Here is a 23,754-nt window from a genome sequence, read left to right as displayed (position 1 = left end):
ATGCTGAGCTCTTTCTACCCAGTCGTTGCTGGTCGTGTTAGCGATTCCGCGATGCGACACCGATCACTTTACCAGGTTCAGGTGGGTAGAATCGCCATGCAGGAACTGGAACGCCAGCTAAGCACGGGCGAACGATTCTCGCGGCCAAGCGACGATCCCACCGCGGCACTCCGAGTAATCGGCCTGCAGCGCGAACTCGAGTTTCGTAACCAAACAAGCAGAAATCTCGACTCGGCCCAGGGGTACCTTAACGCAACAGAAACCACACTGAGCAATATCCAAGATCTTGTTACAGAATTTAGAGGACTAGGTATAGAAGCATCTGGAAACCTATCTAGCGACGCCGAGCGCCAAGGTTGGATCAACCAGATCGATGCAGGGATTCAACGGCTAGTTGCTGCAACAAACACGAAATATCTCGACCGGTATCTGTTTACGGGTGGGATGGTTCAAACACCAACTGTGGCGAATTCCAATTCCTCTGTGAATTTTCTTGGTAATCAGCTCAGCCTCCAGACAATCGCAGACCAACAAGACTACCTGGCGCACAATGTGACTGGAAACAGGGCCTTTGGGCTCCTATCTACTTCGGTGCAAGGATTTGGTGGGTTAGATCCTATTGCCGTACCTTCCACAAGACTTACCGACCTCAATGGCGGTCGAGGCATTGCACCCGGTGCGATCCAGTTTTCAAGTGGCACCGATAACGTCGTAATCGATCTTGCAAGGGCGGAACGCGTTGAAGACATTCTTTTAAAAATCAATGGAAACGTTAGCTTAGATGGTCGCCCCGTCGAAGCTGCATTGGTCAACGGTCAATTAGAAATCCGATTCGTCGATGGTGACCCGGGAACCCTGCGCATAAATGAGGTGGGGCCAGGGCGAACTGCGAGCGACCTAGGGATTCTAACGTCAGAACCTTCCCCTGCGCTACCGATCGTTTCAAACAATTTGCGTCCAGTCGTGAGAGGAACGACTCTTCTAAGCCAGCTCAACAATGGGGCTGGATTCGATTGGAACGAAGGTCTCCATATCGTTCAGGGAGGGAAGAACCACACAGTGGATTTCACCGGGGCAGAGACCGTCGATGATGCGCTGAATGCAATCGCGCGTTCTGGTGCGGCGGTTGTCGCTGATCTGGGGCCCGACCGCAACTCGATTCGAATCCGATCTGTTGCAAGCGGTGTCGACTTTTCTATCAGCGAAGCCAACGGGTCATTAGCCCAAGCTTTGGGGTTAAGAACATTCAGTGGGCAGACGGTTCTCAGCGAACTAAACTACGGGCGAGGTGTTTCCTTCGGGGACAGCAACGATCTGCGGCTTACTCGTCACGACGGAACAACCTTTGAAATCTCATTACAAGGCTCGATTACGGTCCAAGACGTCTTAGATAGAATCAACAACCATCTGGACAACCAAGATCCAGACACGAGGATTACCGCTAGCGTACAACAATCTACTAACGGAATCCAACTTTCTTCCACTCCACCGATAGCTCCGCCCGATCCGACTCCCATTCGACTGGAGGCTTCCGGAGGAAGCTCGGCGGCCTGGGATTTGGGCCTTATTCCAAAAGGGAGAACCGACGCCATTGCCAGTCTAACTGGAGACGACTTTCTCATCAGCGGCAACGACCCCAACCCGCAAGAGGTGCGTGGCATGTTCAACTCGCTATTCCGGTTGAGGGAAGCAATTCGAGATCAAGATGTAGCCTCAATCAATCGCGCCGTAACCTTGATCGACCAGGACCTATCCAGGCTCTCGCTGACGAGAGCCAGCTTAGGTGTGGAACAGCAACGAATTGACGGTTTACGACTAAATCAAGAATTAACAACAATCAACATCCGCGAAGATAAGTCGAGGCTCTTCGAGGCAGACTTTGCCACCGTCATATCGGAACTAAACTCTAGACAGATTGCCTACGAAGCGAGCCTACGATTGCTCGCGAACGCTAATCAAACTTCTTTGTTTAACTACTTGTAGAGATCGCTACAGCCCGAGACGGGCATGAATGCCCAATATGCGATTACTTCTTCTTGAACTCGTACAGCAGACGCCCAGGGCTACCCATAATATTGTAGCCCGCATCGACGTGAAGTATCTCTCCGGTAATCCCCGAACTGTAGTTGCTGAGCAAGTAAGCTCCAGACCGCCCTACTTCTTCGTGAGTTACGCATCTCGCCAGCGGAGCGACATATCCATAATACTCCTGCATCTCTCCAACACCAGCCGCAGCGCCAGCCAGGGTCTTTAGCGGCCCAGCACTGACGGCGTTAACTCGGAACCCATGTGGTCCTAGGTCATTCGCTAGGTATCGTACCGTTGCATCCAAGGCCGCCTTGCAAATTCCCATCACGTTGTAACCTGGCACGCACTTCTCCCCACCAAAGTAGGTCATGGTGAGTACCGAAGCATCTGGATTGAACAGCGGGCGCGCAAAATTCGTCACCGACATCAAACTATAAACACTTACATCCATCGCCAGCTTAAAACCAGCCCGGCTGGTTTCGACTGTATCACGGGACAAATCCTCTCGATCTGCAAAAGCGATCGAATGAAGCAGAAAGTCGATTTTCCCGAGCTTTTCGCCAGCCATCTCCATAAAACCTTTGACCTGCTCATCATCCTGAACATCCAATGGCTCTAAAAATGCCGTCTGGCTAGGATATTGATCCACACACTTGGACACTCGAAGCCGATTCTTCTTCTTGTCGTCGTCCGCTCGATCCGGCAAGTGCGAGAAACCGCATATGCCGCCTTGATCCAAAATCTCCTTAGCGACGGCCCAAGCGATCGATCGATCGTTAGCCACACCCAGAATCAGACCCTTTTTTCCTTCGAATAGCTTCATGATTTATATTTCCTGACGAGGCGAATGTGCGAGTGCAATCGTATGTATACCTAAATCCTAACCGATCAGTCTACATCGCATAAGGCACGAAGAACCAGACCAAGGTCAGCACAACGCATATCGTGTAGGCCAGAAATAAACTGGGACGGAATACGCGTAACGGCACCTCTGCATCACTCGTCTCAAACAGCTTGCTCAAAACTCTCCAATAGTACGCTGCTGCGACAACCGCGTTGAAGGCCATAAAAATCCCCATACCCAAGCTTACTGGATCATCCATTCCGGCTGCCGTCGTGGACATGAACACTAAGAACTTAGCCCAGAAGCCAGCGGTCAAAGGCAACCCGATCATGCTGATTAGACAGATAGCCATCCCCATCGAGGCAGCGGGCCGTCTGTAAAACATCCCTGATAAATCGCCGATCATTAGTGTCTTTCCACCGGCCGCTTCAATCTCGGCCAAGCATGCAAAGAAGCCGAGCGTCATGGCGGCATAGGCTGCCAAGTACGAGTATAGAACCACGGGCTCCGCATTATTTCGGACCAAGGCCGCCATTGCCAACAGCAGATAACCCGAGTGTGCCACGCTGGAGTACGCGAGCAATCGTCGCAAATTCGATTGCGCCGCAGCCATAAAATTACCAACCAACATGGTCAACGCCGAACAAGCCAACAGAATTGGCACAACCGCCGACATGACCTCTGGACCGAGCTGCGTTCCCAACAGCCGAATCAATGCCACGAAACCTGCCACCTTAGGCAAGTAAGCCATGGCGCTCGCCATCGTGAGACTGGTTCCCTCAAAAACATCCGGTGCATAAAAGTGGAATGGAACCGCCGTGATTCGAAACGCAAGCCCGCACAACACAAACAACAATGCCACAATCGTCAACTTGCTAGCGTTCTCTGAGCCCAGCGTGTCATAGATGACCTGAAGATTGGTTGAACCGCTGGTACCGAACAAGTAGCTGAGCCCAAGCATGAAAAAGGCGGCAGAAAAAGCACTCATCAAAAAGTACTTAATCGCAGCTTCCATGCCCGCGTTATCCCGTTTCACAATGCCTAGCATGATGTAGGTAGGAATACTCACCAACTCCAAGCCTAGGAACAGCGAGGTCAAATCGTTCGATGCACCAACGAGAGGAATACCACCCAACATGATGACCAAACAGCCGTAGTACTCAGGCAAAAAACGTCTAGGAGCTGTCGACCAGGAAATAAGAACCAGGATCGCACCGCCGATTAATGCTAACCGTTCCGAAGCAATGGCCGAATCATCCAATCGGAACAATCCGTTCCCTAAATCGCCCGGTACCACTCGGATCGACATGGCGAACGCAGAAAGCACAATCGTGAGCATCGCCAGTGCTCCCAATGCATTCCTGTTGTCATGAACCCGGTACGCATCACCACTCTTGATAAATAGTCCAGAACATAACAACAAGCATCCTCCAACAATCAACACGATTGAAGGCGTCATCAGCTTGAGGGAAGTGATGGTGAATTCTAATGTGTCCAAGGTTACGTTCGCCTAGATCGCAAGTACTGATTATGGTTCGGAATGTTTAGTCTGGGAATCGGGCTGACTATTGGCTCTGTGCTACCGAGTCAATCTTGGGGCGGATCGCCTTTGACACAGGTTCGGTGACGGTCACTAGTCGCTTGATATCTTCTTTTACGACAGCCATCGGCCCCGATGGACGAACTCCGATATACAAACAAATGAATGCCAAAAGTCCGAGAGTGGCCCACTCGGTGAGCGTGCAGTCTGTACGGACTTCATGGGTATGGTGCGAAGCATGTTCCCCGCTGCTACCAAAAAGCACCCGCTGCACGATCTTGAGACCGTACCAAGCGCCAAGAACCGTACCTAGAACAGCAACGGCGGTGATCGTTCCGCTTACTCGGATCATTCCAACCAAGGCCAGCAGTTCGCCAACGAACCCATTCAAACCCGGTAAGCCAGCGCCCGCCAACGTGAAGAAAACCAGAAGCACTGCGATTCTCGGATACATCGATGCCATGCCGAGGTCTTCCATTTTGAACGACAGATTGACTTTACGCTCTTCTAGCAGACTCAAAATCAAAAACATGGCGCAGGTAATGATGCCGTGATTGAACATTTGAATTGCCGCTCCCGACATTCCATCGGTATTCAACGTCATCAAGCCAACGGTAACAAATCCCATGTGACTGATAGAGCTGTAAGCCAACACGCGACGAAGATCCGTCTGTGCTAATGCAACCAAAGCCCCGTACACAATCGCGATTGCCCCCAACGCACCAAACAAAATCTGTGCTTCTTGGGCTAACGCTAATGGTGTAAGCGGAATCACAATTCGAATGATGCCGAAAACACCCAGCTTGGCGACAACCGATGCTATAAAGGCAGTGGTGTTGGGATGAGCAACCGCGTAGGTAGTCGGTAGCCAAGAATGGAGCGGCAGAATCGCCATCTTGATTCCAAACCCCAATAGCAAAACCCAAACGATCCACTGATGGCTCGAAGTGTAGGCTGCAATCGTATCAGCCCCGCCCGACACTGCGGTCATTTGTTGTTGATATGCGACCGCCGACAGTTTTTGCAATTCGACAGTCGATTCCATATTCACGGCAGAGGATTGCAATGCCAATCCAATCAAACCGACAACCATCGGAATGCTACCGGTCAACGTGAACAACAAAAACTTCTTCGATGCAGCCGCCGCCTCTTTCGCATGCCCCCACCCACTAATTAGCAAGATGAGAGGAATCAGTACAGCTTCGAAAAACAAATAAAACGAGATCAAATCCATCGCCATAAACACGCCGAACAGCATCGACTGCGTTATCAAAAGCAATCCAACGTAATGATGGGTTCTAGTCTCGATTTGACGGAGCGAAAAAACGCTCACAGCCAAGCCAACGATCCCCGTCAACAAGACCATCAAAGAACCTATGCCATCAACTCCCAACACGAGTTGCCATTTGATCTGCTTGCTTCCAAGTGCCACTGGCAAGTTGAACTTGAGCCAGCTCGGTGCATACTCAATCGCAGGGACAATTGTAGCAACCGAACCATCGGCTAGTTGCTCCTTCCCAAATGCCTCGTAAACAATTACAACGCTCAACAGAAACGAAGCGAGCGCTGCGAGCACTCCCAGTTGAGCCATGAGCTTGCCCTTCAGGCCAAAAGCGAAAATCGCCAAACCTGCAACGAGAGGAAGCAAAATTGTGAAGGGAATCAAATAACTCATTTAGTAAGCTTACCGGTGCTAACGGGAGATGATCCAAATTGCGACGACCGCTACGCCAACCGCTGTCAAAAATGTGTAGGTCGGCACTCGTCCATTCTGATAACGTTGACCAACCAAGCCTAAGATTCTAGGTACGCTCGCGATTCGCGTCGCCAAGGAATCGATGATGTGTAAATCTTTCCATGCCAACAAGCCCGCAAAGAACTCAAGTGGCAATACGATTAACTTGCTATACGCCCAATCGATATAAAGTCGGTTCTTGCCGATCTTGGCGAGGGCACCCGCGTGCGCCGCTGCGCTACTTTGCTTGGCCCACAAAGCCCCCAGCACAACGCCACCAATTCCAATCAAACTGGAAACCAACAACAACCAAAGTGGCTCCTTGTGATCCACAACCGCAGACAATGCTTCGGTCTTCGCAAGATAATGACTCAGGATGTGCGTGGGCCCCAAGGCAATACCCGCCACAACAGCTCCCACTGCGAGCACAAACATCGGAGCGAGCATCACTCCTGAAGCCTCGTGAGCATGGTGTCCAGCCTCTGGAGGTATGACTTCCTGGCCATGGAACGTTTTAAAATATGCCTTGGAGGTGTACACAGCGGTCATCAAAGCGGTCAAGAAACCAACCGCCAACATGATCTTGAATTGCGTACCATATAAACCATCTGCCGAGGCATCGAGCAAGACCGCTAGAACACCGTCTTTACTCCAGAAACCTGCCAGAATCGGCAAGCCTGCCAGAGCCGCAGCACCAATCAGGAACAAGATATTTGTCTTCGGCAACACCTTCTTGAGCCCACCGAACTTGGTCATGTCAATTACATCACCCATCGCATGCATAACGTTTCCGGCTGCCAAGAACAACAAGGCCTTGAAGAACGCATGCGTTACCAAGTGGAACATGGCAGCCGTTACAGCCACCACCATGAGCCCACTAACCGAACCAGCCGACAAGGCCATAAACAAGTAACCCAACTGACTAACGGTCGAGTAAGCCAAAACTCTCTTGAGATCGTCCTGGAACATCGCCATGTATGCCGCGATAAACGCCGTGATGCACCCGAGCCAACCAACGATCGCTAACACCGATGGAGTGTACTCGGTGAGCGGCGAAAGCCTCGCCATCAGAAACACTCCCGCCGTCACCATCGTAGCAGCGTGAATCAACGCGGAGACCGGAGTAGGACCTTCCATCGCATCAGGCAACCAGACGTGGAACGGAAACTGTGCCGACTTGCCAATGGCCCCAACCATCAACAAAAACGCAACCCATCCTAAGTACTCAGGATACTGAGACGCAATCGTTGGTAGCACTGCAAAGATGTTATCGAAATCCAATCGCGCAAAGTAACCCATCGAGCTCGCATCAGGGGTCATCCCCACGAGGAAGCCGAGTAGCAAAATGCCAAATAGGAACCCGCAGTCAGCCACACGATTGACCAAGAACGCCTTTACGGCTGCCTGCGAAGCTCTCGGCTTTCGGAACCAGAAGCCAATCAATAAATACGAGCATGTCCCAACACCTTCCCAGAAGGCGTACATCATGAGGAGATTGTGCGACAGCACCAACATCGTCATCGAGAACACGAATCCGCAGAATACAGCAAAATAGCGTGCGTAACCATCATCGCCATGCATATAACCTGAGGAGTAAATCGCAATCATGGTCGAAATGCAAGTCACCACACAGAGCAACGTCAAACACAAGGTGTCGACCTTGAGTGCGATGTCGAGCGACACACTGCCGACATTCAAATACTGATAACCCATGAATGTGGTCGTGCCATCACCCTGAGCACCTGTGAACATCAACCCTAAGCTTGCCAGGGCAGCAATTGCCAACGAAAGAATAGCCGGAATGTGTGCAATCTTTTTGTCACCGCCAAACGACAGCAATGCACAGATCACACAACCAACCAACGGAGATAGGGGAACGGCCCAAGCCATCATACTAGACATGGGTGGCCTCCTTCTCTACAGGTGCTTTGTCCATATTTTTTTGCAAAGGTGTTGTGGCGCCAGTGTTAGCTTTGAACTCGGACGGAACGGGTTTCATTAACGGATCGAGACCAGCAGGAGTCAAAGTTGGGAACTCCATATGGACTTCTTCAATCGTTTCAAGTTGCTCGGGTTGCTCTTCGTCAAGCGACTCGCTTAGCTCGCTCCAAGCTCGAATATCAAGCGTCGGTTTGCTGCGGTACAACAACGTGACGAACGCCAAAGCAATGGCTGCCTCGCATGCCGCAACGGTTAAGACCATGATCACAAATACCTGGCCTTGGTAATTTCCGAAATGGCTGGAGAACACGACAAAGTTCATACTCGCGCCAGCAAGCATTAACTCCAAGGACAGAAACATGAGGATCAACGACCGGCGAGTCAGAAATCCTACAAAACCTGCGGTAAACAGTACCGCTGCAAATACTAGTAAGTTGACTGTCATGGCGTCACTCATGCCTCACCTCCCGATGACTTGGTCGCCAATGAGACCGCTCCGACTGCTGCAACCGTCAGAATCGTTCCTGCCAAAGCGACTGCCAAGAGATAGTCTGTATACAGCGATCGTCCTAAGCCTGAAGTCGTACTTGGGGAAACACTGGTATAAGCCCCAGTATGTTCAATCGTTTTCATTTTCTTAATTGCCGCATTTCCTTCCTCGCTCATCAAGTCAGCGGGCGGAGCTGCTTCGCTCCATGCACGGGTCGCATCAGGACGGGACAGTGGAAACGCGCCGTCGGATGTGAGGCAATAAACTAACGTTCCCAGCATCACGATTCCGATCGGGGCTGCGACAAACGGCTGGGTTAATTTCACATCGTAGGTTCGCAGATTGGTCTGCTGAGCGAACATCAGAACGAACAAGAATATGATTATGATTGCCCCTGCATAAACAATCATGTTAGCCGCCGCAACGAACAACGCTGCCTGCATAAACATCACACCCGAGATCGACAGCACCGCCGTCGCAAATCCCAAAGCTGCGTGGACAGGCTCCCTCGCAGTTAAGAATCCAAACGCTCCTCCGGTTGCTAGTGAACAAAAGAGAAAGAGGATGTAATTCTCGAACGAGGGCTGAATGAACAAGCTTGCAATTACAATCGAAGCGACGCTCGAGATCACCCCCAACCAAAAAAATTGCTTACCCTTCACGATCCCATGCTGGAGCAACAAATACCCGGCAGCCCCGAGAACGATGGGAACCAGCATCGAGAAACTCCAGGAACCAGACAACTGATTCGCAGCCTCGGTTGGATCCGACTGTGCAAACGGCAGGGAAACGAATCCCTCGATGGTCTGCAAACTTGGAAGTGTCATAGTGTCGTATAAGTGAAAGTTTAGTGAACAATAATCCTGCGACTATTGGTTTTGATCCTGTCAATCTTTGTGCTGGACCGCTGAAAATTTAGCTTAGCACCTATCTAATTTCTGGTTGCTATAAGCAACCAACCAACCGATGCTGGTTCGTTGTTTGCCGCACTGAATCAGCCCGGCCGTCCTCGCCCTGGAGGCGGTGGCCCTTGGTTTGCCGTCGGAGCAACCTCTGATGCTGGACCTAAAGCACCTCGATTCGTTCGGATCGGATCCTTGCCAGTATTTATGGTTTGGTCATATACCGAAAGAAGCTTCTCTTTGTCGAACATCATCTCCTCACGAGTCATACCCGTGAGATCGTAAATGCTGGTTAGCTCAATCGCATCAACTGGACACGCCTCTTCGCACATGCCGCAATAAATGCAACGCAGTTCATCCAAAACAAATGATGCTGGATACTTATCCCGATCCTTCCAGTGCGGATCATCTTTGGGTGCAGGTGCCGCAATGATTTCAATGCAGTTCGCAGGGCAAGCCGTCTGGCACATGTAGCATGCCACGCATTTGACTCGACCCTCTTCGTCGCGATTTAAACGATGAACGCCGCGATAATTGGCAGGTATCTCCGGCTCGACCTCGGGATACTGCCTGGTCATGGTTTTACCTTCCATGACGTGCCTGACCGCCGTTGCTACCCCAGAGAAAACGGCTGGCAAATACATTGCTTCCATCCAGCCAATCTTCGGCTCCTCGCCCCACTTAACCGTTTTTGATTTTTTCGTACTCGTTGTCACGCCGAAACTCCTCCCAATCCAGTTTTTCCAGTTCGATAGGACGGTACACTGTTTAGCTCTTGTCGTAGCTTCCAAGTGCTGATCAAACCCGCGATGGGGATGGTGATAATCGTAGCTGCTAACAAGTGCTTGTTGAGATCAAAGCTAAACACGGCCGCAACGAGGAACAAATTAACCAGCCCCAACGGGATCAAACCCTTCCATGCCAAGCCCATCAACTGGTCAAACCGAAACCTAGGCAACGCCCATCGCAGCAACATGATAAACGCCACCACTCCGCCAACCTTGAAAATCAAGACAGCTAATCGCAGCAACATCCCCCCCGTCGTGCCATCAACCGGTCCGGTCAAACCAGGGAAATGCCATCCGCCAAAAAACAACAACACAGTTAGAAATGCGGAAGCGACGATGTGGGTGTATTCCGCCAAGAAGAACAACACGAACTTGATACCGCTATACTCGGTATGGAAACCACCCACCAACTCTTGCTCGCACTCAGGTAAGTCGAACGGCAAACGATTGGTTTCTGCAAGTGAGCTAGTAAAAAAGATCACGAAAGCCAACGGTTGCCAAAACACATTCCAATCCCAAATCGATATCCCCTGCGACGCGACAATCTTTTCAATATTCAACGACCCAGAGGCCAAGATAATCCCGATGACAGAAAGGCCGAGAGGGATTTCATAGCTGATGAACTGCGCACAAGATCGGATCGCTCCGTAAAGCGAGTATTTGTTATTCGATGCCCAGCCTCCAAGAATGATTCCGTAAGCTGACAAGGAGCTAATCGCAAAAATCAAAATAAGGCCGATATCAATTCCTGGAGCAATGATGAATCGAAAGCCGGATTCGTATTCGGGCGGTACTGGTCCAAACGGTAACACGACCAATGCGAACATCGCGGTCATTAAGCTGAACGTCGGAGCAACGAAGTACAAAAATTTGTACACGTGATCCGGTATAACTTGCTCCTTAAGAAAAATCTTAATCCCGTCCGCAACCGCTTGTAGTAATCCAAACGGGCCGACCCGGTTCGGTCCTACTCGGTCTTGAATGTAAGCCGCAAGCTTGCGCTCGATAAAGGTCATGTAGAGACCGAGTATCGGCACGAATGCTAAGATAACGGCGATGGCCGCTAGGGTTGGCCACAAGGAGGGCCACATCTCATTGAATAATTCGATCATCGATTCTTCTACTCTTGTCGTTACGAAACCGTTACCGCTTGCTTGAGCTGTGCGCTGAGTCGGACTCCTCGCTCTCCCAAATCCCCAACCGCCAGCACTTTCAAGGCTGGAATCGCCGTTCCAATTTCCTTGCGTATCGTCATGGCGTTGAACAACCCTTTGCGTTCAGCCAAATCGAATAGGATTCGTCCATCGGCACGAGCTTCACCGGGAGAACGGATCGCAGCATTCGTGCTTTGAGCCAATCCCGCGTGATTCACATAAGTCCCGTCGCGCTCGGCAAAGCTTCCCGCCGCGAGAACTATATCAGCCTTCTGGGAAAGCGGTGACTCAAAGATGTCTTGTACAATCAACAACGACGGCGATCCCACCGCAGCCACCACTTCTGGTGTCACCCATTCCTGCGGATAACCACCGACAACATAAACCGCAGTCGCCTTAGCCAAATTCGGAACCCGATCGAGCGTCATCACTTCACCTTGGAAGTGCTTCAGAACGGCCTCGACCCCCAACCTATTCGGACACTTTTCTGCACGAATCGTGAACTTAACCTTGTCAGCCTCAGGTGCCGAACCGTCACGCCCCTTGGGATAGCAATCGTCTTCACCAACCCTCGGAACTGGCCCCATCACCAACCGGGCCTTCGGATCGACCTTTTTCATGTAACTGGCCAACAAATAAGCTTCTTCCACGGTCATGAACGGAGAGAACATAACCATCAGAGTCGATCCAGCCGAATCGACCGCTTGTTTGATCTTTTGGCGAGCAACTGTCAAGGCGTTCTTCCAAGGATCGGCAAAGCTAAGGTCGCTGAGCGGTAGTTTCTCAATCGCGGCAGTACCGGTCGCAGCAGTACCGGTCGCAGCAGTCCCACCCGCACCATTCGTCGCAGACGGCGCAACTCGCGGTGCCAAAATACGATTCTCGCCGTGCACATACTTGAACCCAAATCGCCCCTCGTCGCACATAAAGTGCCCCTGCGCATCCGGGTTAGCTCTTGGTCGCAAGCGATAGATCTTGTCTTCGTTTTGGTCAATATGGATAGAACAACCCGTAGAGCAACCGGTGCATACGCTGTCGGCTGACTTGAGCCACCAAACTCGCTTCTTGTACAAGAAATCCTTGCTGCAAAGTGCTCCCACCGGGCAGAGGTCGACGACGTTGCCGGCTAGTTTATTGTTGCAAGGTTCATCTGGGAAAACGTCAATCTCCTCGTGACTCCCGCGAGCAACAACTTGCAATTCGGCTGTACCGCTGATCTCTCGCGTAAAGCGAACGCAACGTGTGCACATCACACAACGATCCGTGAACAAAGCGATTTGCTCACCAATATGATACTTGTCCTCCCGTTGGATCTTTGGCTCATCCAATCGGCTCGTGGCTTTCCCAAACTTATAGGTGTAATCCTGCAGGTAACACTCACCCGCTTGATCACATATCGAACAATCCAAGGGATGGTTAAGCAACAAAAACTCAAGCGTCTGGCCTTGAGAGGTTTTCACCTTCTGGCTGTCGGTTCGGATGACCGTCCCCTCCTTGATCGGCGTTTGACAGCCAGGGACCAATTTAGGCCCCATGACGACCGTGCCATCAGGCTTCTTTTCGCCAACTTCGACCAAACACATACGGCATGACGCAACAACCGACAGTTCCTCGTGCCAACAATAATGCGGAATCTCTACCCCAGCCTTGCGAGCTGCGAGAATGCAGTTGTCTTTGGAATCGGCTTCGATTTCAACGTCGTTGACTATGACCTTAGGCACAGTATACCCTTGTTAACAAAAGGAGTTTTGTTGGAACGTGTTGTGGCATCGCTCTACTAGTGAGCACCCGCCAATTGCCGAGCTTCCGACTTGCGGCCGCTCTTGATGTACTCTTCAAACTCGGGACGAAACTTGTTGATCGCCGTCTTGATCGGCCAAGCTGCCCCGTCTGCCAATCCGCAAATCGTCGTCCCCGGGATGGTACCAATGCTGGAAGAAATTTCCAGCAACGTATCGATGTCGCTCAGCTTGCCATGCCCCTGGCGGATTCGCTCAAGAATCTTCGTTGACCAAGCGGTCCCCTCACGACAAGGTGTGCATTGCCCGCAGGATTCGTGTGCGAAAAATCGGCACGCGTTGTAAAGCACATCCACCATGCTGGTCTGGTCGTCGACAACAATGACCGCTGCCGTTCCCAACCCCAAGCATCCAACCCGTCCCGGGCCAGCGAAATCCAACGGCGTATCCAGCTCGGACTCGGACATGAATCCCATGCTTATACCACCGGGCACGACAGCCTTGGCTTTACGCCCCTTCCACACACCGCCAGCATGCTTGTCGATCAAATCTCTAGCCGAAATCCCCATGGGCAATTCGACCAAGCCGGGCTTGTTGACGTGCCCGCTGATGCAATAAAGCTTGGGTCCGTATGAGCCAGCATCGCGGGGATTGTTCGGATCCTTGGGGATTCCCATCGACATGAACCATTCTGGTCCATGGTTGAGGATATGTGGGATACATGCCATCGTCTCGACGTTGTTGACCACGGTCGGACGACGAAACGCACCCTCGATCGCAGGAAACGGAGGCTTGATACGCGGCCAAGCTCGCTTGCCCTCCAAACTCTCGATAAGACCGGTCTCCTCACCGCAGATATAGGCACACGCACCTCGGTGCAAGTGGATGTCCAAATCGTAGCCCGAACCGAGAATATTCTTGCCCAACAAATTGTTGGCATACATCTCGTCAATGGCTTTCTTCAAGACTCGATAGCAACGTCCGTACTCATACCGAAGATAGAAGTAGGCGGTCGTCGTTCGCGTCGCAAAGCTGCTGATAACGATCCCTTCCAGTACTTGATGCGGATCCTCTTCAATCAAAACGCGATTGTTGAAGGTGCCTGGTTCGCTTTCGTCACCGTTGATGCACAAGTAAACCGGTCCGTTGATATCCTTGGGCAAAAACGTCCACTTGAGACCGGTTGGAAAGCCTGCTCCCCCGCGACCTCGAAGCCCCGAAGCCTTGACGATCTCCACGACATCCGTCTTGGCCATCGACAAAGCCTTTTCCAAAGCTTTGTACCCGCCATCTGCTTTGTAAGACTCGAGCGATTGGCTGTTGGGGCGACCCACGCGGCCTAGTAATACTGGCTTAAACTCTTGATTGCTCATGCTTGTCCTCGTGAAATTCGTTCGACATCATCCGCGGTTACACACAGCGACAACTCGTCGTTGAGCAACATGCATGGTGCACCATCGCAAGCACCTAAGCATTCGGCCAACTCCAAAGTCACGCTCCCGTCCGCTGTCGTCTCACCGGGCTGGATGCCCCAACGTTCACACAGTTCGGCCAGCAATTCCTCTCCGCCTCGCAACATGCAAGGCAGCGATCTGCAAATCCAAACCCGCACCTTACCGAGCGGATCTTTTTCCGTGCGAAAGAACCCGTAAAACGACATCGTGTCGTGTACTTGCGCCGGAGAAAGATCGAGGATCTCCGCAATCTCCTTCATCGCCCGGTCGCTGACGCAACCTCGCTCTTCCTGCACAATGTGCAAAGCGGGCAGCGTTACGGCTTGTTTATTCGGGTAACGATCAAGATGCTCCTCGATCACCTTCTTGGCATTGTCACTTAGGTCACTATCCCTCAGTTCACTCATCGATCCAACTCCGCAGCAATGATGTTAATGCTTCCCAATACCGTGGCGACATCGCTCAACATGCAACCACGTATCAAACGGGGGAATAATGAAAAATGGAGCAGCGATGGAGCCCGCGTCTTCGCCTTGTAGGCTCGGAATGAACCATCCCCGACGATATAATAACCGAGCTCGCCGTTCGGCGATTCCGTTGCTGCATAGATGGATTCCTTTGGCGACTGCATCTGTCGGTTTGGCATGATGCTCTCAAAGTGATGAATCAATCCCTCGATGCTGCGATATACTTCGGTCTTGTCCGGAATCGTCTCTTTGCCAGTACCAGCCGCATAGATGGGGCCCGTTGGAATGTTTTCGATGGCTTGCTCGATGATCTTGAGACTCTCAAGCATCTCCATCATGCGAACTTGAAACCGCGAGTAGCAATCGCCACCCTTGGTCGCGCAGACATCGAAATCGAAATCTTCATAGGCAAGATAGGGTTCATCCCGTCGCAAATCCCTTACAACACCACTGGCGCGTGCTACAGGTCCGGTCGCTCCGCCGGCGATCGCCTCTTCGTAACTTAACACCCCTACTCCCTTGGTCCGTTCGATGAAGATTCGATTCTTCATCACCAACCCGGAGAAATCGCGATACGCTTTTTTGAACGTGATGCAGAACTTGCGAATCATCTCGACCCAATCGTCGGTGATGTCGTACAGCAAACCACCTACACGGGTGTAGGAAGTGTGGAAACGCTGGCCCGAAGCGCGCTCGCAAATCTCGTATATGTACTCCCGTTGATTGAACGCGTACATAAAGGCGGTCACTCCTCCAAGGTCGAGCACACATGTACCCGTGCAGAGCAAGTGATCATGGATCCGCATCAGCTCGGCGAAGATCGTTCGAATGTATTTGCATCGCGGTGTGAGTTCGATCTTGAGCAACTTCTCAACCGCATGGTGCCACGCAATCTCGTTAGCCAGCGGGGAGATGTAGTTCATGCGGTCTACGATCGTGACGTACTGATTGAAATCGAGGACTTCTCCCAGCTTCTCGAATCCGCTATGCAAGAACCCAATGTCAGGCTCGGCCGAGATGATCATCTCGCCATCCAACTGCAAAACCAATCGCAAAGTCGTGTGGGTCGCCGGGTGCTGAGGACCGAAGTTCAGCGTCCAATGACCTTCTTTGTGTTCGTCCCCTAAATCAGGGCGTTCGAGCAACTCTAATGGCATATCGCTGTCTCCTCGATTAACTCTCTGCTCGGGTTATGACCGGGAAATTGTGACGCTCACCTCGCCCCTTGACGGGATAATCCTTGCGAAGCGGGAACGATTGAAACTCTTGAGGCAATAGCAACCGCTTGAAGTTGGGATGCCCCTCGAACACGATCCCGTACATGTCGTACGTTTCACGCTCTAGCCAGTCAGCTCCGAACCAAACCGATGTCGCCGATGGAATCGTCAAGTCTGGCTCGTTGAGATACGTTTTGACGGTTAGTCGCTCGCCAGAGTCAGTATTAAGCAACAAATAAACCACTTCGAAACGATCCTCCGAAGCTCCGTATTCGAGCAAGTCGACGCACGTGATGTCAGTCAACTGATCGAACCCAATCTTCTTGCACGCTTTGAGCGTAGCAAGTATCTGCACCGATGGCACAACAACTCGAATCTGATCTTGGTACGTCGACCACCGAGGAAAAAACCCCGGCAGTTCCTTGTTGAGACGGCTCTGCAAACTATCCACAGTTTCACTTTCTACACTGGACATCGGTGCAACCACTCTTAATGGACAGGATCATACTTGGAAGGCTCCAGCTTCAAGCCGTTACGCTCACGAATTCGAATGAGTTCGTCTTCGTCGAATCGTTGTGGACCTTCGGGGAGGATACGGAGCTTGAACTCGCGTGCGTTGTAAGTACCGCCCGACTTGATCTTCTCTTGCAAATCAATAATCGACCGAATCAGCTGTTCTGGTCGCGGCGGGCAGCCAGGTACGTATACATCTACCGGTATAAACCGATCGATGCCTTGTACGACGGCGTACGTGTCGAACACACCGCCCGAACAAGCACATGCACCCATGGAGATGCACCACTTTGGCTCAGGCATTTGAAGCCAAATTCTCTGCAGGACCGGAAGCATTTTCATAACCACCCGACCAGCAACAATCATGAGATCGCATTGCCGTGGTGTAAATCGCATGACTTCACTGCCGAAGCGAGACAAATCGTGACGGCTCCCGGCGGAGCTCATCAGCTCGATCCCGCAACACGCCGTCGCAAACGGCATAGGCCACAAACTGTTGGCCCGAGCCCACGATGCAGCCGCATCTAAAGTGGTAAGGAAAACGTTGTCGCCGACTGTTTTGTTTATTTCCGTCGCCAATCGAATACTCCTTTGAAATAGTCCACCAAGTAAGCCAGGACCAAGGTGACGAGGAAGAACATCATCACCAAAAATACAATAGGTCGGTAATCGCCAGGGATTCCGTCCGGAGCGGTCAACGATACCGCCCAAGGATAAAGGAACATCAGTTCCACGTCGAAGACCAAGAACATGATCGCCATCAAGTAGAACTTAATGTCGAACGGCTTGCGAGCGTCCCCCACCGGGTCCATCCCCGACTCGTAAGGCATCACCTTGACCTTGGTCTTTTTTCGCGGAGCTACCACGTGAGGGAGCAGCAGCGAAACCGCCGCGAAACCGATCACGGCAACAAGATAAATAAGGATTGGTAAATAAGCACCCAACGTCGAAGCCCTCGTCAAATCCCTTGTTCGATCCCGCGCACTCCCTCAGTGGTATGCAGGCAAAACGTTACGATTTGCTAGCAATCACAACTGCGGGAGGCTTGAATTGGCGACTTTGTGAAAATTTTCACAAACTTATACCAGTATTGTAGGAAGGAGCGACATCTTGTCATGGTCACTTTCCCCGATTTTTGACCGATTTGGCCGAGTTTCCTTTCGGAGACATCGTTGGCATAGCTTTCCGTTAAAGTCGTTTCATCGACCGCGACCGTCAAACTCCAGCGTTGGCTAGGCTAGGAATTGCCAGGCCCGGCGGTATCCGGTTGAGCGGAGTCAGGTGGGCTGCCAAGCAATGGATCGGCAACAATGGGAACGAATCCTCCAAAGATTACGGATTTAGGGTAAGGCAACGCCTCGAACCATCGAACAAGAGAACTGTAAAGGGCGAGCAGCGGCAAGAGTAGCGACAACAGAAAATTCGCCCTTTGGTATCGGTCGCTTTGACATCGACGCCCGAGGCATCAGAACCCGGTTCGAATACGATGCCCAAGAACGCGAAACCAAAAAGACTACCGCCACCGGCACAGGAATCGCCGCCACAGAGTCCCTCACTTACGACCTAAGAAACCGCCAACTCTCGCGCACCGATTACGGCTCCAACACTTGGACCCAAATCTACGACTCCTGCTGCGACAAACAATCCGCCTCCGTCGACCCCCTCGGACACGGTATGGTAGATGTCTTTCGTACTTCACCCTCCCGAAGAATTCGGGAGGGTCGAGTGGAGGAACGATCACGAGGGGAGGGGGCTTTAAAATCGCTGACCAGCCGCAGCCTTAATGCGATGCCGTACCTTTGCCCCCTCTCCGAGCTACGCTCGACTCTCCGTCCAAGGGAGAATGAATGCCGACGGCGTCGGACTCGATAGCTCAGGCGGAGTCACCGTTCCCAAACTGGGCACCCGAGGCACTGGCACCTTTAGCGTCTCCCTCTCCAGCGCCATCGCCAAACTAGCCCAAACCACCGCCAACGGCGGAGCAGGCATCACCTTTAGCGCCACCGCTCCCGGTCGCGCCACCGTCGTCATCAACTCCGAAGACGAAATCAGCTTCTCCATCGCCGATGCGGCTGGCCGCACCGTCATGAGTGGCAAACTCAACAATGTAGGCCAATTGGCCTCCCTCACCGACGCCGAATCCCAGACCACCAGCTACACCTACAACGCTCGTGGCAACAAGCTCACCGAAACCTATCCCGACCACACGGGCGGTTCCCCTGGAGACTCTACCTATGGCATCGTCACCTTCGTCTACGACAACGCCGGACGGGTCCTCCGCAAACAAGACCAACTCGGTGATACCGTGACGTATCTCTACGATTTAGCAGGTCGAATGACGCAGCGAGACTACCGCACCCGGGTCAACAGCCCTTCAGGAACCATCGCCGATTCCTATACCTTCACCTTTGACCGAGCCAGCCGCATGCTTACGGCTGTCAACGGTCGGTACTCCAATACTGTGACCTACACCTATGACCCGATCGGCAGGAAAGCCACCGAATCCCTCGCCATCGCCAGCCGAACCTACACCACCACAAGCGAATACAATTCGCGAGGCGAACTCACCAAAGTCACCTATCCCGACAGCTCCATCTCCGAGCGAACCTACCACGACACTGGAGCCTTGCACCTCCTCAAACTGGACGGTTCCACCATCAGCACCAGAACCTACGACGACGGTCGCAGGCTCACCGGAGAAACTCTTGGAAACGGGGTCACGGAAACGAGAACCTACTCCACGGATAATCTTTTAACGGGGATTTCTTATGGAGGAACCGGTACTGCCATCGGGAACCTGAGTTATACTTGGGACGCGAACAAGAACAAAACTTCCGAGACCATTGGCGGAACAATGAGCGGCTACGGGTTCACTTCAGCAGGCACGAGCTACGACGACGAAGATCGTCTCACAGGCTATGCTCGCGCCAGCGGAACCTTCACCCAAGCTTGGAACCTAACTCCAGTCGGCGATTGGAACAGCATCACCACCAACGGCACGGCACAAAACCGCACCCACGGCCCCACGCACGAGCTTCTTACCGCCGCAGGCCAAAACATCACCACTGATGTCAAAGGCAACATCACCGTCCTGCCTGCCAACCTCACCCCTCAAGCCTCACCCCTCGGCCTCCAATGGGACTTCGATAACAAGCTCAAAGCAGCCGACCTCGGCAACAACAGTAGCGTAGACGTTGAGTTCCAGTATGACGCTTTGGGAAGACGTGTGGCACGACTCGGGAGCAGTGGCTCGTTCGTCTTCGTGCAGCACGATCAGCAAACGATTGCAGACTACGGATACGGCGATGCACCAAGCTCACCGCTGTACCGATACGTCTACGCCAGCTACATCGACGAACCGGTCGTCCGCAAGGCAGCAGGAACTGGTGGCACGATCCATTATTACCATCGCAACCAACAGTACTCGATCACCGCTATGACCACGTCGACCGGCGCAGTCGCGGAGCGCTACGCTTACACGGCGTACGGTCAACCTACGATTCTAAGCGCCAGCGGAACTGTACTTACGAATTCTGCCGTTGGCAATCGATACACCTATACCGGTAGAGAATGGGACGAGACTTTAGGTCTCCATCACTTCCGAGCTAGATGGATGAGCCCGCTAGCGGGTAGGTTCTTGGGACGGGACCCGATTGGGTATGAAGGAGGGATTTTGTTGTACTTCGCATACTTTAGCATATCTCGAACCGACCCACTTGGCTTGAATGATATCATTGTGGATTCTGGAAGTGTCGGAGATGATGCAATTAGTTTTCCTCCTCGCTCGAAGGAGTGGCCGTGTGAAGATGGATGGTATATTCACAGTACTAACACTGATATACTCGAGAACACCTCGAGTTCGTCAATAACCGGTAGTACAAGTATAAGTGGACGATACGTATCCATCTTCCGAAGGGTAACGCATTCCGATTGGGAGGTTGTTGCTGAGTCTCATACAGGTGGATGTGGGGATCCCCTATCGCTCAGTTTAGGAACGACTAAATATCACGAAAATTCAACGGGTAACGAAGTGGGAATTGGTGTCGGTGTGAGCGGTCGTTTTCGAGGTATTGAAATAACCGTATCCGGACAGCGATCTTGGTCTTGGGGAGAAACCCATGGCAACGGAAGTTTCATGGAGAGCACTCTCGGACCATTCCAGAAAAAATGCAGAGCTTTTAAAGTTAAGATACTTGCCTGGAAGACAACTGAAAGATTCTTACATTGGAGAGCGAGGCTGGATCAGGCCAACTGGACGATTGTTCAAGATACAACGACTTTTCGCTACGGGGATACAATTGGACATACAGTGTGCGCGAAAGAGTGCGTAGAAAGATCGGATCCAAACGAGTAAATAGTGTCGGAGTCGATTCGAAATGAAGTGGAATTCGCTAACTCTACGCGAGATGTTCTTTCTGATGGTCATCGTCGCGATTGCAATTTGTTGCTATATGCTATCAACAGAATTGAGTTTCGTTCGGCAGAGGCTTTTGCGTTATGGCGATCAGCCATCGGCAAGAAGACTTCTCAGTAATGAAATTGGAATCGAAGTAAGACAGCTGGTGAACGCTAACGATATTGTCGTACTGGAAGTTCTGGCGAAGTCAAATAGACCATTCAAAGCGTCTTTAGTGGGAGATCGCAACGGTGGATTTGGCACAGGGCATTCCATGACAAACCATCACTCTGGATACGAGGAGTTAGTTTTCACTTGTACGTTTGATCACTTTCGGATGCTTCAAAAGCTGAAATATGGCGCATATGGATACTCGATAAGAGAAGTCCCGTCTGATTTTAAATTGGCCGACAAGCTAAGGGTGTTCGAAGGAATATCCATATTAAGGACGAATACTTCGGGAACTCTGTTTGACTTCGATAATGAGGGTTTTGCGTTGTATTTTGCAGATTCGAAACCGTTTCTAGCGGAACCACAGTGAACGTTCACAGAATAAGAGATAGACTTAGTCAGTAAGGTCTCCGCCAATTGCGGTCGGGTAGCCAGTTGGTCTCTTGGGGCTGATTTGCCGTTTTCCCAATCTTTTCCCTATAGGATTACCAACGGTGTTTTGGTTTTCCTACCGTTCCGATCGATGCTCAAGCGAGCAGTTAGAGACCGTTTTCGAGCGCTTTGTTGCACCGAATTCGGTCATTAAAAGAGGGTTTTTGGCTTTTGGCGAATACGATCCACGAGGTCGCATGGAGAACGCAACTTTCACAGAAGTTTGGGCATTGTTTCTTTCGATGCAATGCACTTAATTCTCCGGAAGTGGTAATTGGACCATCGACAGCTCGAAGCTACTCACACGAGTGCACGAACACTCCAGTTGCGAGCAGGTTATTGTTTCGCCGACTTGGAGCTCACTGATCGACGCGAACTCTTGGCTCGTGAACCACCAGTCCTGCAGCGTGAGTTGCGGGATCCGGAGCTGTCGACTGGCGGCAAGTAATATCTGATGAACCTTGTCGTCCATCGTCGTGTAGATCACCGCAAAGAATTGCATCCAATGATAGATCGTCGAGATATCGTTTTTGGTGTGCCACGGGCTTCGATATTCCGTGAACTCCATCTCGCGCTGACCGCATTGTTTGCACTTTGGTTTACTCAGAGCTTTGATGGCTTCTGTTCGCGGCGCTTGATTCTCTCGGATTTGATACTCTGCTTCCGAGATGCTCTCTTGAAGGAGGGTTCTGGTGTTTCTTACCCCGTCGGGATCGTCGATCTCACGTTTTCTTATTCACCCTCCCGAAGAATTCGGGAGGGTCGAGTGGAGGAACGATCACGAGGGGAGGGGGCTTTAGGATCGCTGACTAGTCGGGCCTTTATGCATTGCAGTGCCTTTCACCCTCTCCGAGCTACGCTCAACTCTCCCTCGAAGGGAGAGTGAATGCCGTAACTGCGCAAAGCCTTGTTACAGCATTACTCTTCGTCGTCTTCTACCATGCGAGTATCGCTAATCGCGGTCCCTTGGACGTATTCCGATAGATACACCGAGCACTGTTCTTTGGTGGCCAAGCAATCGGGAGTAATCTGCGCATCGGCGATCCAGTTCTTAGCTGCGATGGGTGCTAACCAATCGTCGAAGCTTTCGTCTTCGAGGAGATGGCTCAGGTCGAATCGTCCGCACTTCTTGTGGAATTTCAGAGACCGTACGAACTTCTTCTTAAAGAGGGCTGCTAATTCTTGTGGATTCAATGCTGGAGAATCTTGCGGGATATCGACCCATTGGCCCGTTTTAAGATCGATGCCTCCGGCGGTCATCATGCAATGGACATGAACATGCATGAGCATCCGTTGGCCCCAGGTGTGAAGCGTGATGAGAACACCTGGCTTGCAGCCGAATTGTTTCTCGCACACTTCCATGAGGACTCTTAAAGCGATTCGGAAAAACAGGTTGTAGCACTCGGCCGCATTGTTCTCAAAGAACTCCGTGAGCTCATGGGGAGCGGTAAAGACGATGTGGTAGTATTTGGTATCTAGTTCCCACGATTGCACCGTATCAAGCCATTTCTTGCGTTTGAGCCACCCGCAGTTGGGGCAATGGCGATCCGTACAAGGAGAGTACAAGATGCGTTTCCCAGAACAAGCCTTGCAATCAAAGACGCTGGAGCCGTATTCCCCGGTTCGGCAGCCTAGAATCTTGTCCAGCGATCGTCTGGCGTGGCGTGGAATGCTGGAATCGTAAAGGAAGCCTTGCCCATACCGACGTAGCGTCGCCAGTACATTGCCTTTTGGTTCGGGTGGCAAGCGATGCTCGAGGGATGCAGATAGCGTTTGAGTCGTCATTCACCCTCCCAAAGAATTTGGGAGGACCAGAGTGGAGGGACGATCACTCGGGGAGGGTGCTTGTAGTGGACGACGCAAGGAGTCCCGGCTGTTGTAGTGGATGAGGCAACGAGTCCCTTTGCACTGGAGACCGCCTGTTCTTATACCAATAGGTCTCC

At 51.8% G+C, this 23,754-nt stretch carries 21 protein-coding genes; 5 read left to right on the top strand and 16 right to left on the bottom strand.

Annotation, left to right across the window (positions count from 1 at the left end; genetic code table 11):
- A complete protein-coding gene (locus SH449x_RS27385) occupies window positions 1-1,983 on the top strand; it encodes a flagellin (RefSeq protein ID WP_482379262.1) in 1,983 nt (660 codons plus the stop codon).
- A gap of 43 nt (window positions 1,984-2,026) precedes the next feature.
- On the opposite strand, the gene SH449x_RS27380 is transcribed toward SH449x_RS27385, so the two are convergent.
- The 15 genes from SH449x_RS27380 to SH449x_RS27310 all read right to left on the bottom strand — a co-directional run bounded on the left by SH449x_RS27380 (window position 2,027) and on the right by SH449x_RS27310 (window position 17,717).
- Entirely contained in the window at window positions 2,027-2,851 is an 825-nt protein-coding gene (locus SH449x_RS27380; RefSeq protein WP_482379261.1) for an enoyl-ACP reductase FabI, read from the bottom strand.
- Window positions 2,852-2,921: 70 nt separating this feature from the next.
- A complete protein-coding gene (locus SH449x_RS27375) occupies window positions 2,922-4,370 on the bottom strand; it encodes an NADH-quinone oxidoreductase subunit N (RefSeq protein ID WP_482379260.1) in 1,449 nt (482 codons plus the stop codon).
- 67 nt (window positions 4,371-4,437) lie between these two features.
- Complete coding sequence (locus SH449x_RS27370; RefSeq protein ID WP_482379259.1) at window positions 4,438-6,087, bottom strand: complex I subunit 4 family protein; 1,650 nt, start codon at window positions 6,085-6,087, stop codon at window positions 4,438-4,440.
- Between the two features lie 18 nt (window positions 6,088-6,105).
- Window positions 6,106-8,049, bottom strand: a complete 1,944-nt coding sequence (nuoL, locus tag SH449x_RS27365; RefSeq protein WP_482379258.1) for an NADH-quinone oxidoreductase subunit L — start codon at window positions 8,047-8,049, stop codon at window positions 6,106-6,108.
- Window positions 8,042-8,545 (bottom strand): NADH-quinone oxidoreductase subunit NuoK, encoded by a 504-nt coding sequence (gene nuoK, locus SH449x_RS27360; RefSeq protein ID WP_482379257.1) that lies wholly within the window; start codon window positions 8,543-8,545, stop codon window positions 8,042-8,044. Before nuoK ends, nuoL begins: the two co-directional genes overlap by 8 nt.
- Complete coding sequence (locus tag SH449x_RS27355; protein WP_482379256.1) at window positions 8,542-9,405, bottom strand: NADH-quinone oxidoreductase subunit J family protein; 864 nt, start codon at window positions 9,403-9,405, stop codon at window positions 8,542-8,544. The genes nuoK and SH449x_RS27355 overlap by 4 nt, the downstream gene beginning before the upstream one ends.
- Before the next feature lie 167 nt (window positions 9,406-9,572).
- Window positions 9,573-10,196, bottom strand: coding sequence for a NuoI/complex I 23 kDa subunit family protein (locus SH449x_RS27350; protein WP_482379255.1), 624 nt, complete (start codon window positions 10,194-10,196; stop codon window positions 9,573-9,575).
- Window positions 10,193-11,380 (bottom strand): NADH-quinone oxidoreductase subunit NuoH, encoded by a 1,188-nt coding sequence (gene nuoH, locus SH449x_RS27345; RefSeq protein ID WP_482379254.1) that lies wholly within the window; start codon window positions 11,378-11,380, stop codon window positions 10,193-10,195. The genes SH449x_RS27350 and nuoH overlap by 4 nt, the downstream gene beginning before the upstream one ends.
- Window positions 11,381-11,400: 20 nt before the next feature.
- Complete coding sequence (locus SH449x_RS27340) at window positions 11,401-13,143, bottom strand: NADH-quinone oxidoreductase subunit G (protein ID WP_482379253.1); 1,743 nt, start codon at window positions 13,141-13,143, stop codon at window positions 11,401-11,403.
- A 56-nt stretch (window positions 13,144-13,199) separates the two neighbouring features.
- A complete protein-coding gene (gene nuoF, locus SH449x_RS27335) occupies window positions 13,200-14,534 on the bottom strand; it encodes an NADH-quinone oxidoreductase subunit NuoF (protein WP_482379252.1) in 1,335 nt (444 codons plus the stop codon).
- On the bottom strand, window positions 14,531-15,022 hold the full coding sequence (locus tag SH449x_RS27330) for an NADH-quinone oxidoreductase subunit NuoE family protein (RefSeq protein WP_482379251.1): 492 nt from the start codon (window positions 15,020-15,022) through the stop codon (window positions 14,531-14,533). Before SH449x_RS27330 ends, nuoF begins: the two co-directional genes overlap by 4 nt.
- Complete coding sequence (locus SH449x_RS27325; protein ID WP_482379250.1) at window positions 15,019-16,239, bottom strand: NADH-quinone oxidoreductase subunit D; 1,221 nt, start codon at window positions 16,237-16,239, stop codon at window positions 15,019-15,021. The genes SH449x_RS27330 and SH449x_RS27325 overlap by 4 nt, the downstream gene beginning before the upstream one ends.
- Before the next feature lie 16 nt (window positions 16,240-16,255).
- Window positions 16,256-16,774: an NADH-quinone oxidoreductase subunit C gene (locus SH449x_RS27320; protein ID WP_482379249.1), complete on the bottom strand. Its 519-nt coding sequence runs from the start codon at window positions 16,772-16,774 to the stop codon at window positions 16,256-16,258.
- Window positions 16,775-16,788: 14 nt separating this feature from the next.
- Complete coding sequence (locus tag SH449x_RS27315) at window positions 16,789-17,391, bottom strand: NADH-quinone oxidoreductase subunit B (RefSeq protein WP_482379248.1); 603 nt, start codon at window positions 17,389-17,391, stop codon at window positions 16,789-16,791.
- A complete protein-coding gene (locus tag SH449x_RS27310; RefSeq protein ID WP_482379247.1) occupies window positions 17,376-17,717 on the bottom strand; it encodes an NADH-quinone oxidoreductase subunit A in 342 nt (113 codons plus the stop codon). The genes SH449x_RS27315 and SH449x_RS27310 overlap by 16 nt, the downstream gene beginning before the upstream one ends.
- Before the next feature lie 938 nt (window positions 17,718-18,655).
- On the opposite strand from SH449x_RS27310, the gene SH449x_RS27305 reads away from it, so the two are divergent.
- The 4 genes from SH449x_RS27305 to SH449x_RS27290 all read left to right on the top strand — a co-directional run bounded on the left by SH449x_RS27305 (window position 18,656) and on the right by SH449x_RS27290 (window position 22,697).
- Window positions 18,656-21,166, top strand: coding sequence for an RHS repeat-associated core domain-containing protein (locus SH449x_RS27305; protein WP_482379246.1), 2,511 nt, complete (start codon window positions 18,656-18,658; stop codon window positions 21,164-21,166).
- Between the two features lie 22 nt (window positions 21,167-21,188).
- A complete protein-coding gene (locus SH449x_RS27300; protein ID WP_482379245.1) occupies window positions 21,189-21,749 on the top strand; it encodes a hypothetical protein in 561 nt (186 codons plus the stop codon).
- A 336-nt stretch (window positions 21,750-22,085) separates the two neighbouring features.
- A complete protein-coding gene (locus SH449x_RS27295; RefSeq protein WP_482379244.1) occupies window positions 22,086-22,259 on the top strand; it encodes a hypothetical protein in 174 nt (57 codons plus the stop codon).
- A gap of 57 nt (window positions 22,260-22,316) precedes the next feature.
- Window positions 22,317-22,697: a hypothetical protein gene (locus SH449x_RS27290; RefSeq protein WP_482379243.1), complete on the top strand. Its 381-nt coding sequence runs from the start codon at window positions 22,317-22,319 to the stop codon at window positions 22,695-22,697.
- A gap of 32 nt (window positions 22,698-22,729) precedes the next feature.
- Here SH449x_RS27290 and SH449x_RS27285 read toward each other — a convergent pair whose 3' ends face one another.
- Window positions 22,730-23,596: an IS91 family transposase gene (locus tag SH449x_RS27285; protein WP_482379242.1), complete on the bottom strand. Its 867-nt coding sequence runs from the start codon at window positions 23,594-23,596 to the stop codon at window positions 22,730-22,732.
- Window positions 23,597-23,754 lie beyond the last annotated feature (158 nt).

Origin of the sequence: Brakhagea baltica (assembly GCF_052161605.1) — a bacterium.
Classification (GTDB): domain Bacteria; phylum Planctomycetota; class Planctomycetia; order Pirellulales; family Pirellulaceae; genus JBKCUI01.
Note: the sequence above shows the minus strand (reverse complement) of the source record. Positions and strands in the feature narration are given on the sequence as shown.

Coding starts and splice junctions, on each gene's coding strand:
- SH449x_RS27285 (WP_482379242.1), bottom strand. CDS start 23,596: ATGACGACTCAAACGCTATCTGCATCCCTCGAGCATCGCTTGCCACCC.
- SH449x_RS27290 (WP_482379243.1), top strand. CDS start 22,317: ATGATAGATCGTCGAGATATCGTTTTTGGTGTGCCACGGGCTTCGATA.
- nuoK (WP_482379257.1), bottom strand. CDS start 8,545: ATGAGTGACGCCATGACAGTCAACTTACTAGTATTTGCAGCGGTACTG.
- SH449x_RS27325 (WP_482379250.1), bottom strand. CDS start 16,239: ATGCCATTAGAGTTGCTCGAACGCCCTGATTTAGGGGACGAACACAAA.
- nuoF (WP_482379252.1), bottom strand. CDS start 14,534: ATGAGCAATCAAGAGTTTAAGCCAGTATTACTAGGCCGCGTGGGTCGC.
- SH449x_RS27300 (WP_482379245.1), top strand. CDS start 21,189: ATGAAGTGGAATTCGCTAACTCTACGCGAGATGTTCTTTCTGATGGTC.
- SH449x_RS27320 (WP_482379249.1), bottom strand. CDS start 16,774: ATGTCCAGTGTAGAAAGTGAAACTGTGGATAGTTTGCAGAGCCGTCTC.
- nuoL (WP_482379258.1), bottom strand. CDS start 8,049: ATGTCTAGTATGATGGCTTGGGCCGTTCCCCTATCTCCGTTGGTTGGT.
- SH449x_RS27380 (WP_482379261.1), bottom strand. CDS start 2,851: ATGAAGCTATTCGAAGGAAAAAAGGGTCTGATTCTGGGTGTGGCTAAC.
- SH449x_RS27385 (WP_482379262.1), top strand. CDS start 1: ATGCTGAGCTCTTTCTACCCAGTCGTTGCTGGTCGTGTTAGCGATTCC.
- SH449x_RS27305 (WP_482379246.1), top strand. CDS start 18,656: ATGAATGCCGACGGCGTCGGACTCGATAGCTCAGGCGGAGTCACCGTT.
- SH449x_RS27355 (WP_482379256.1), bottom strand. CDS start 9,405: ATGACACTTCCAAGTTTGCAGACCATCGAGGGATTCGTTTCCCTGCCG.
- SH449x_RS27370 (WP_482379259.1), bottom strand. CDS start 6,087: ATGAGTTATTTGATTCCCTTCACAATTTTGCTTCCTCTCGTTGCAGGT.
- SH449x_RS27330 (WP_482379251.1), bottom strand. CDS start 15,022: ATGAGTGAACTGAGGGATAGTGACCTAAGTGACAATGCCAAGAAGGTG.
- nuoH (WP_482379254.1), bottom strand. CDS start 11,380: ATGATCGAATTATTCAATGAGATGTGGCCCTCCTTGTGGCCAACCCTA.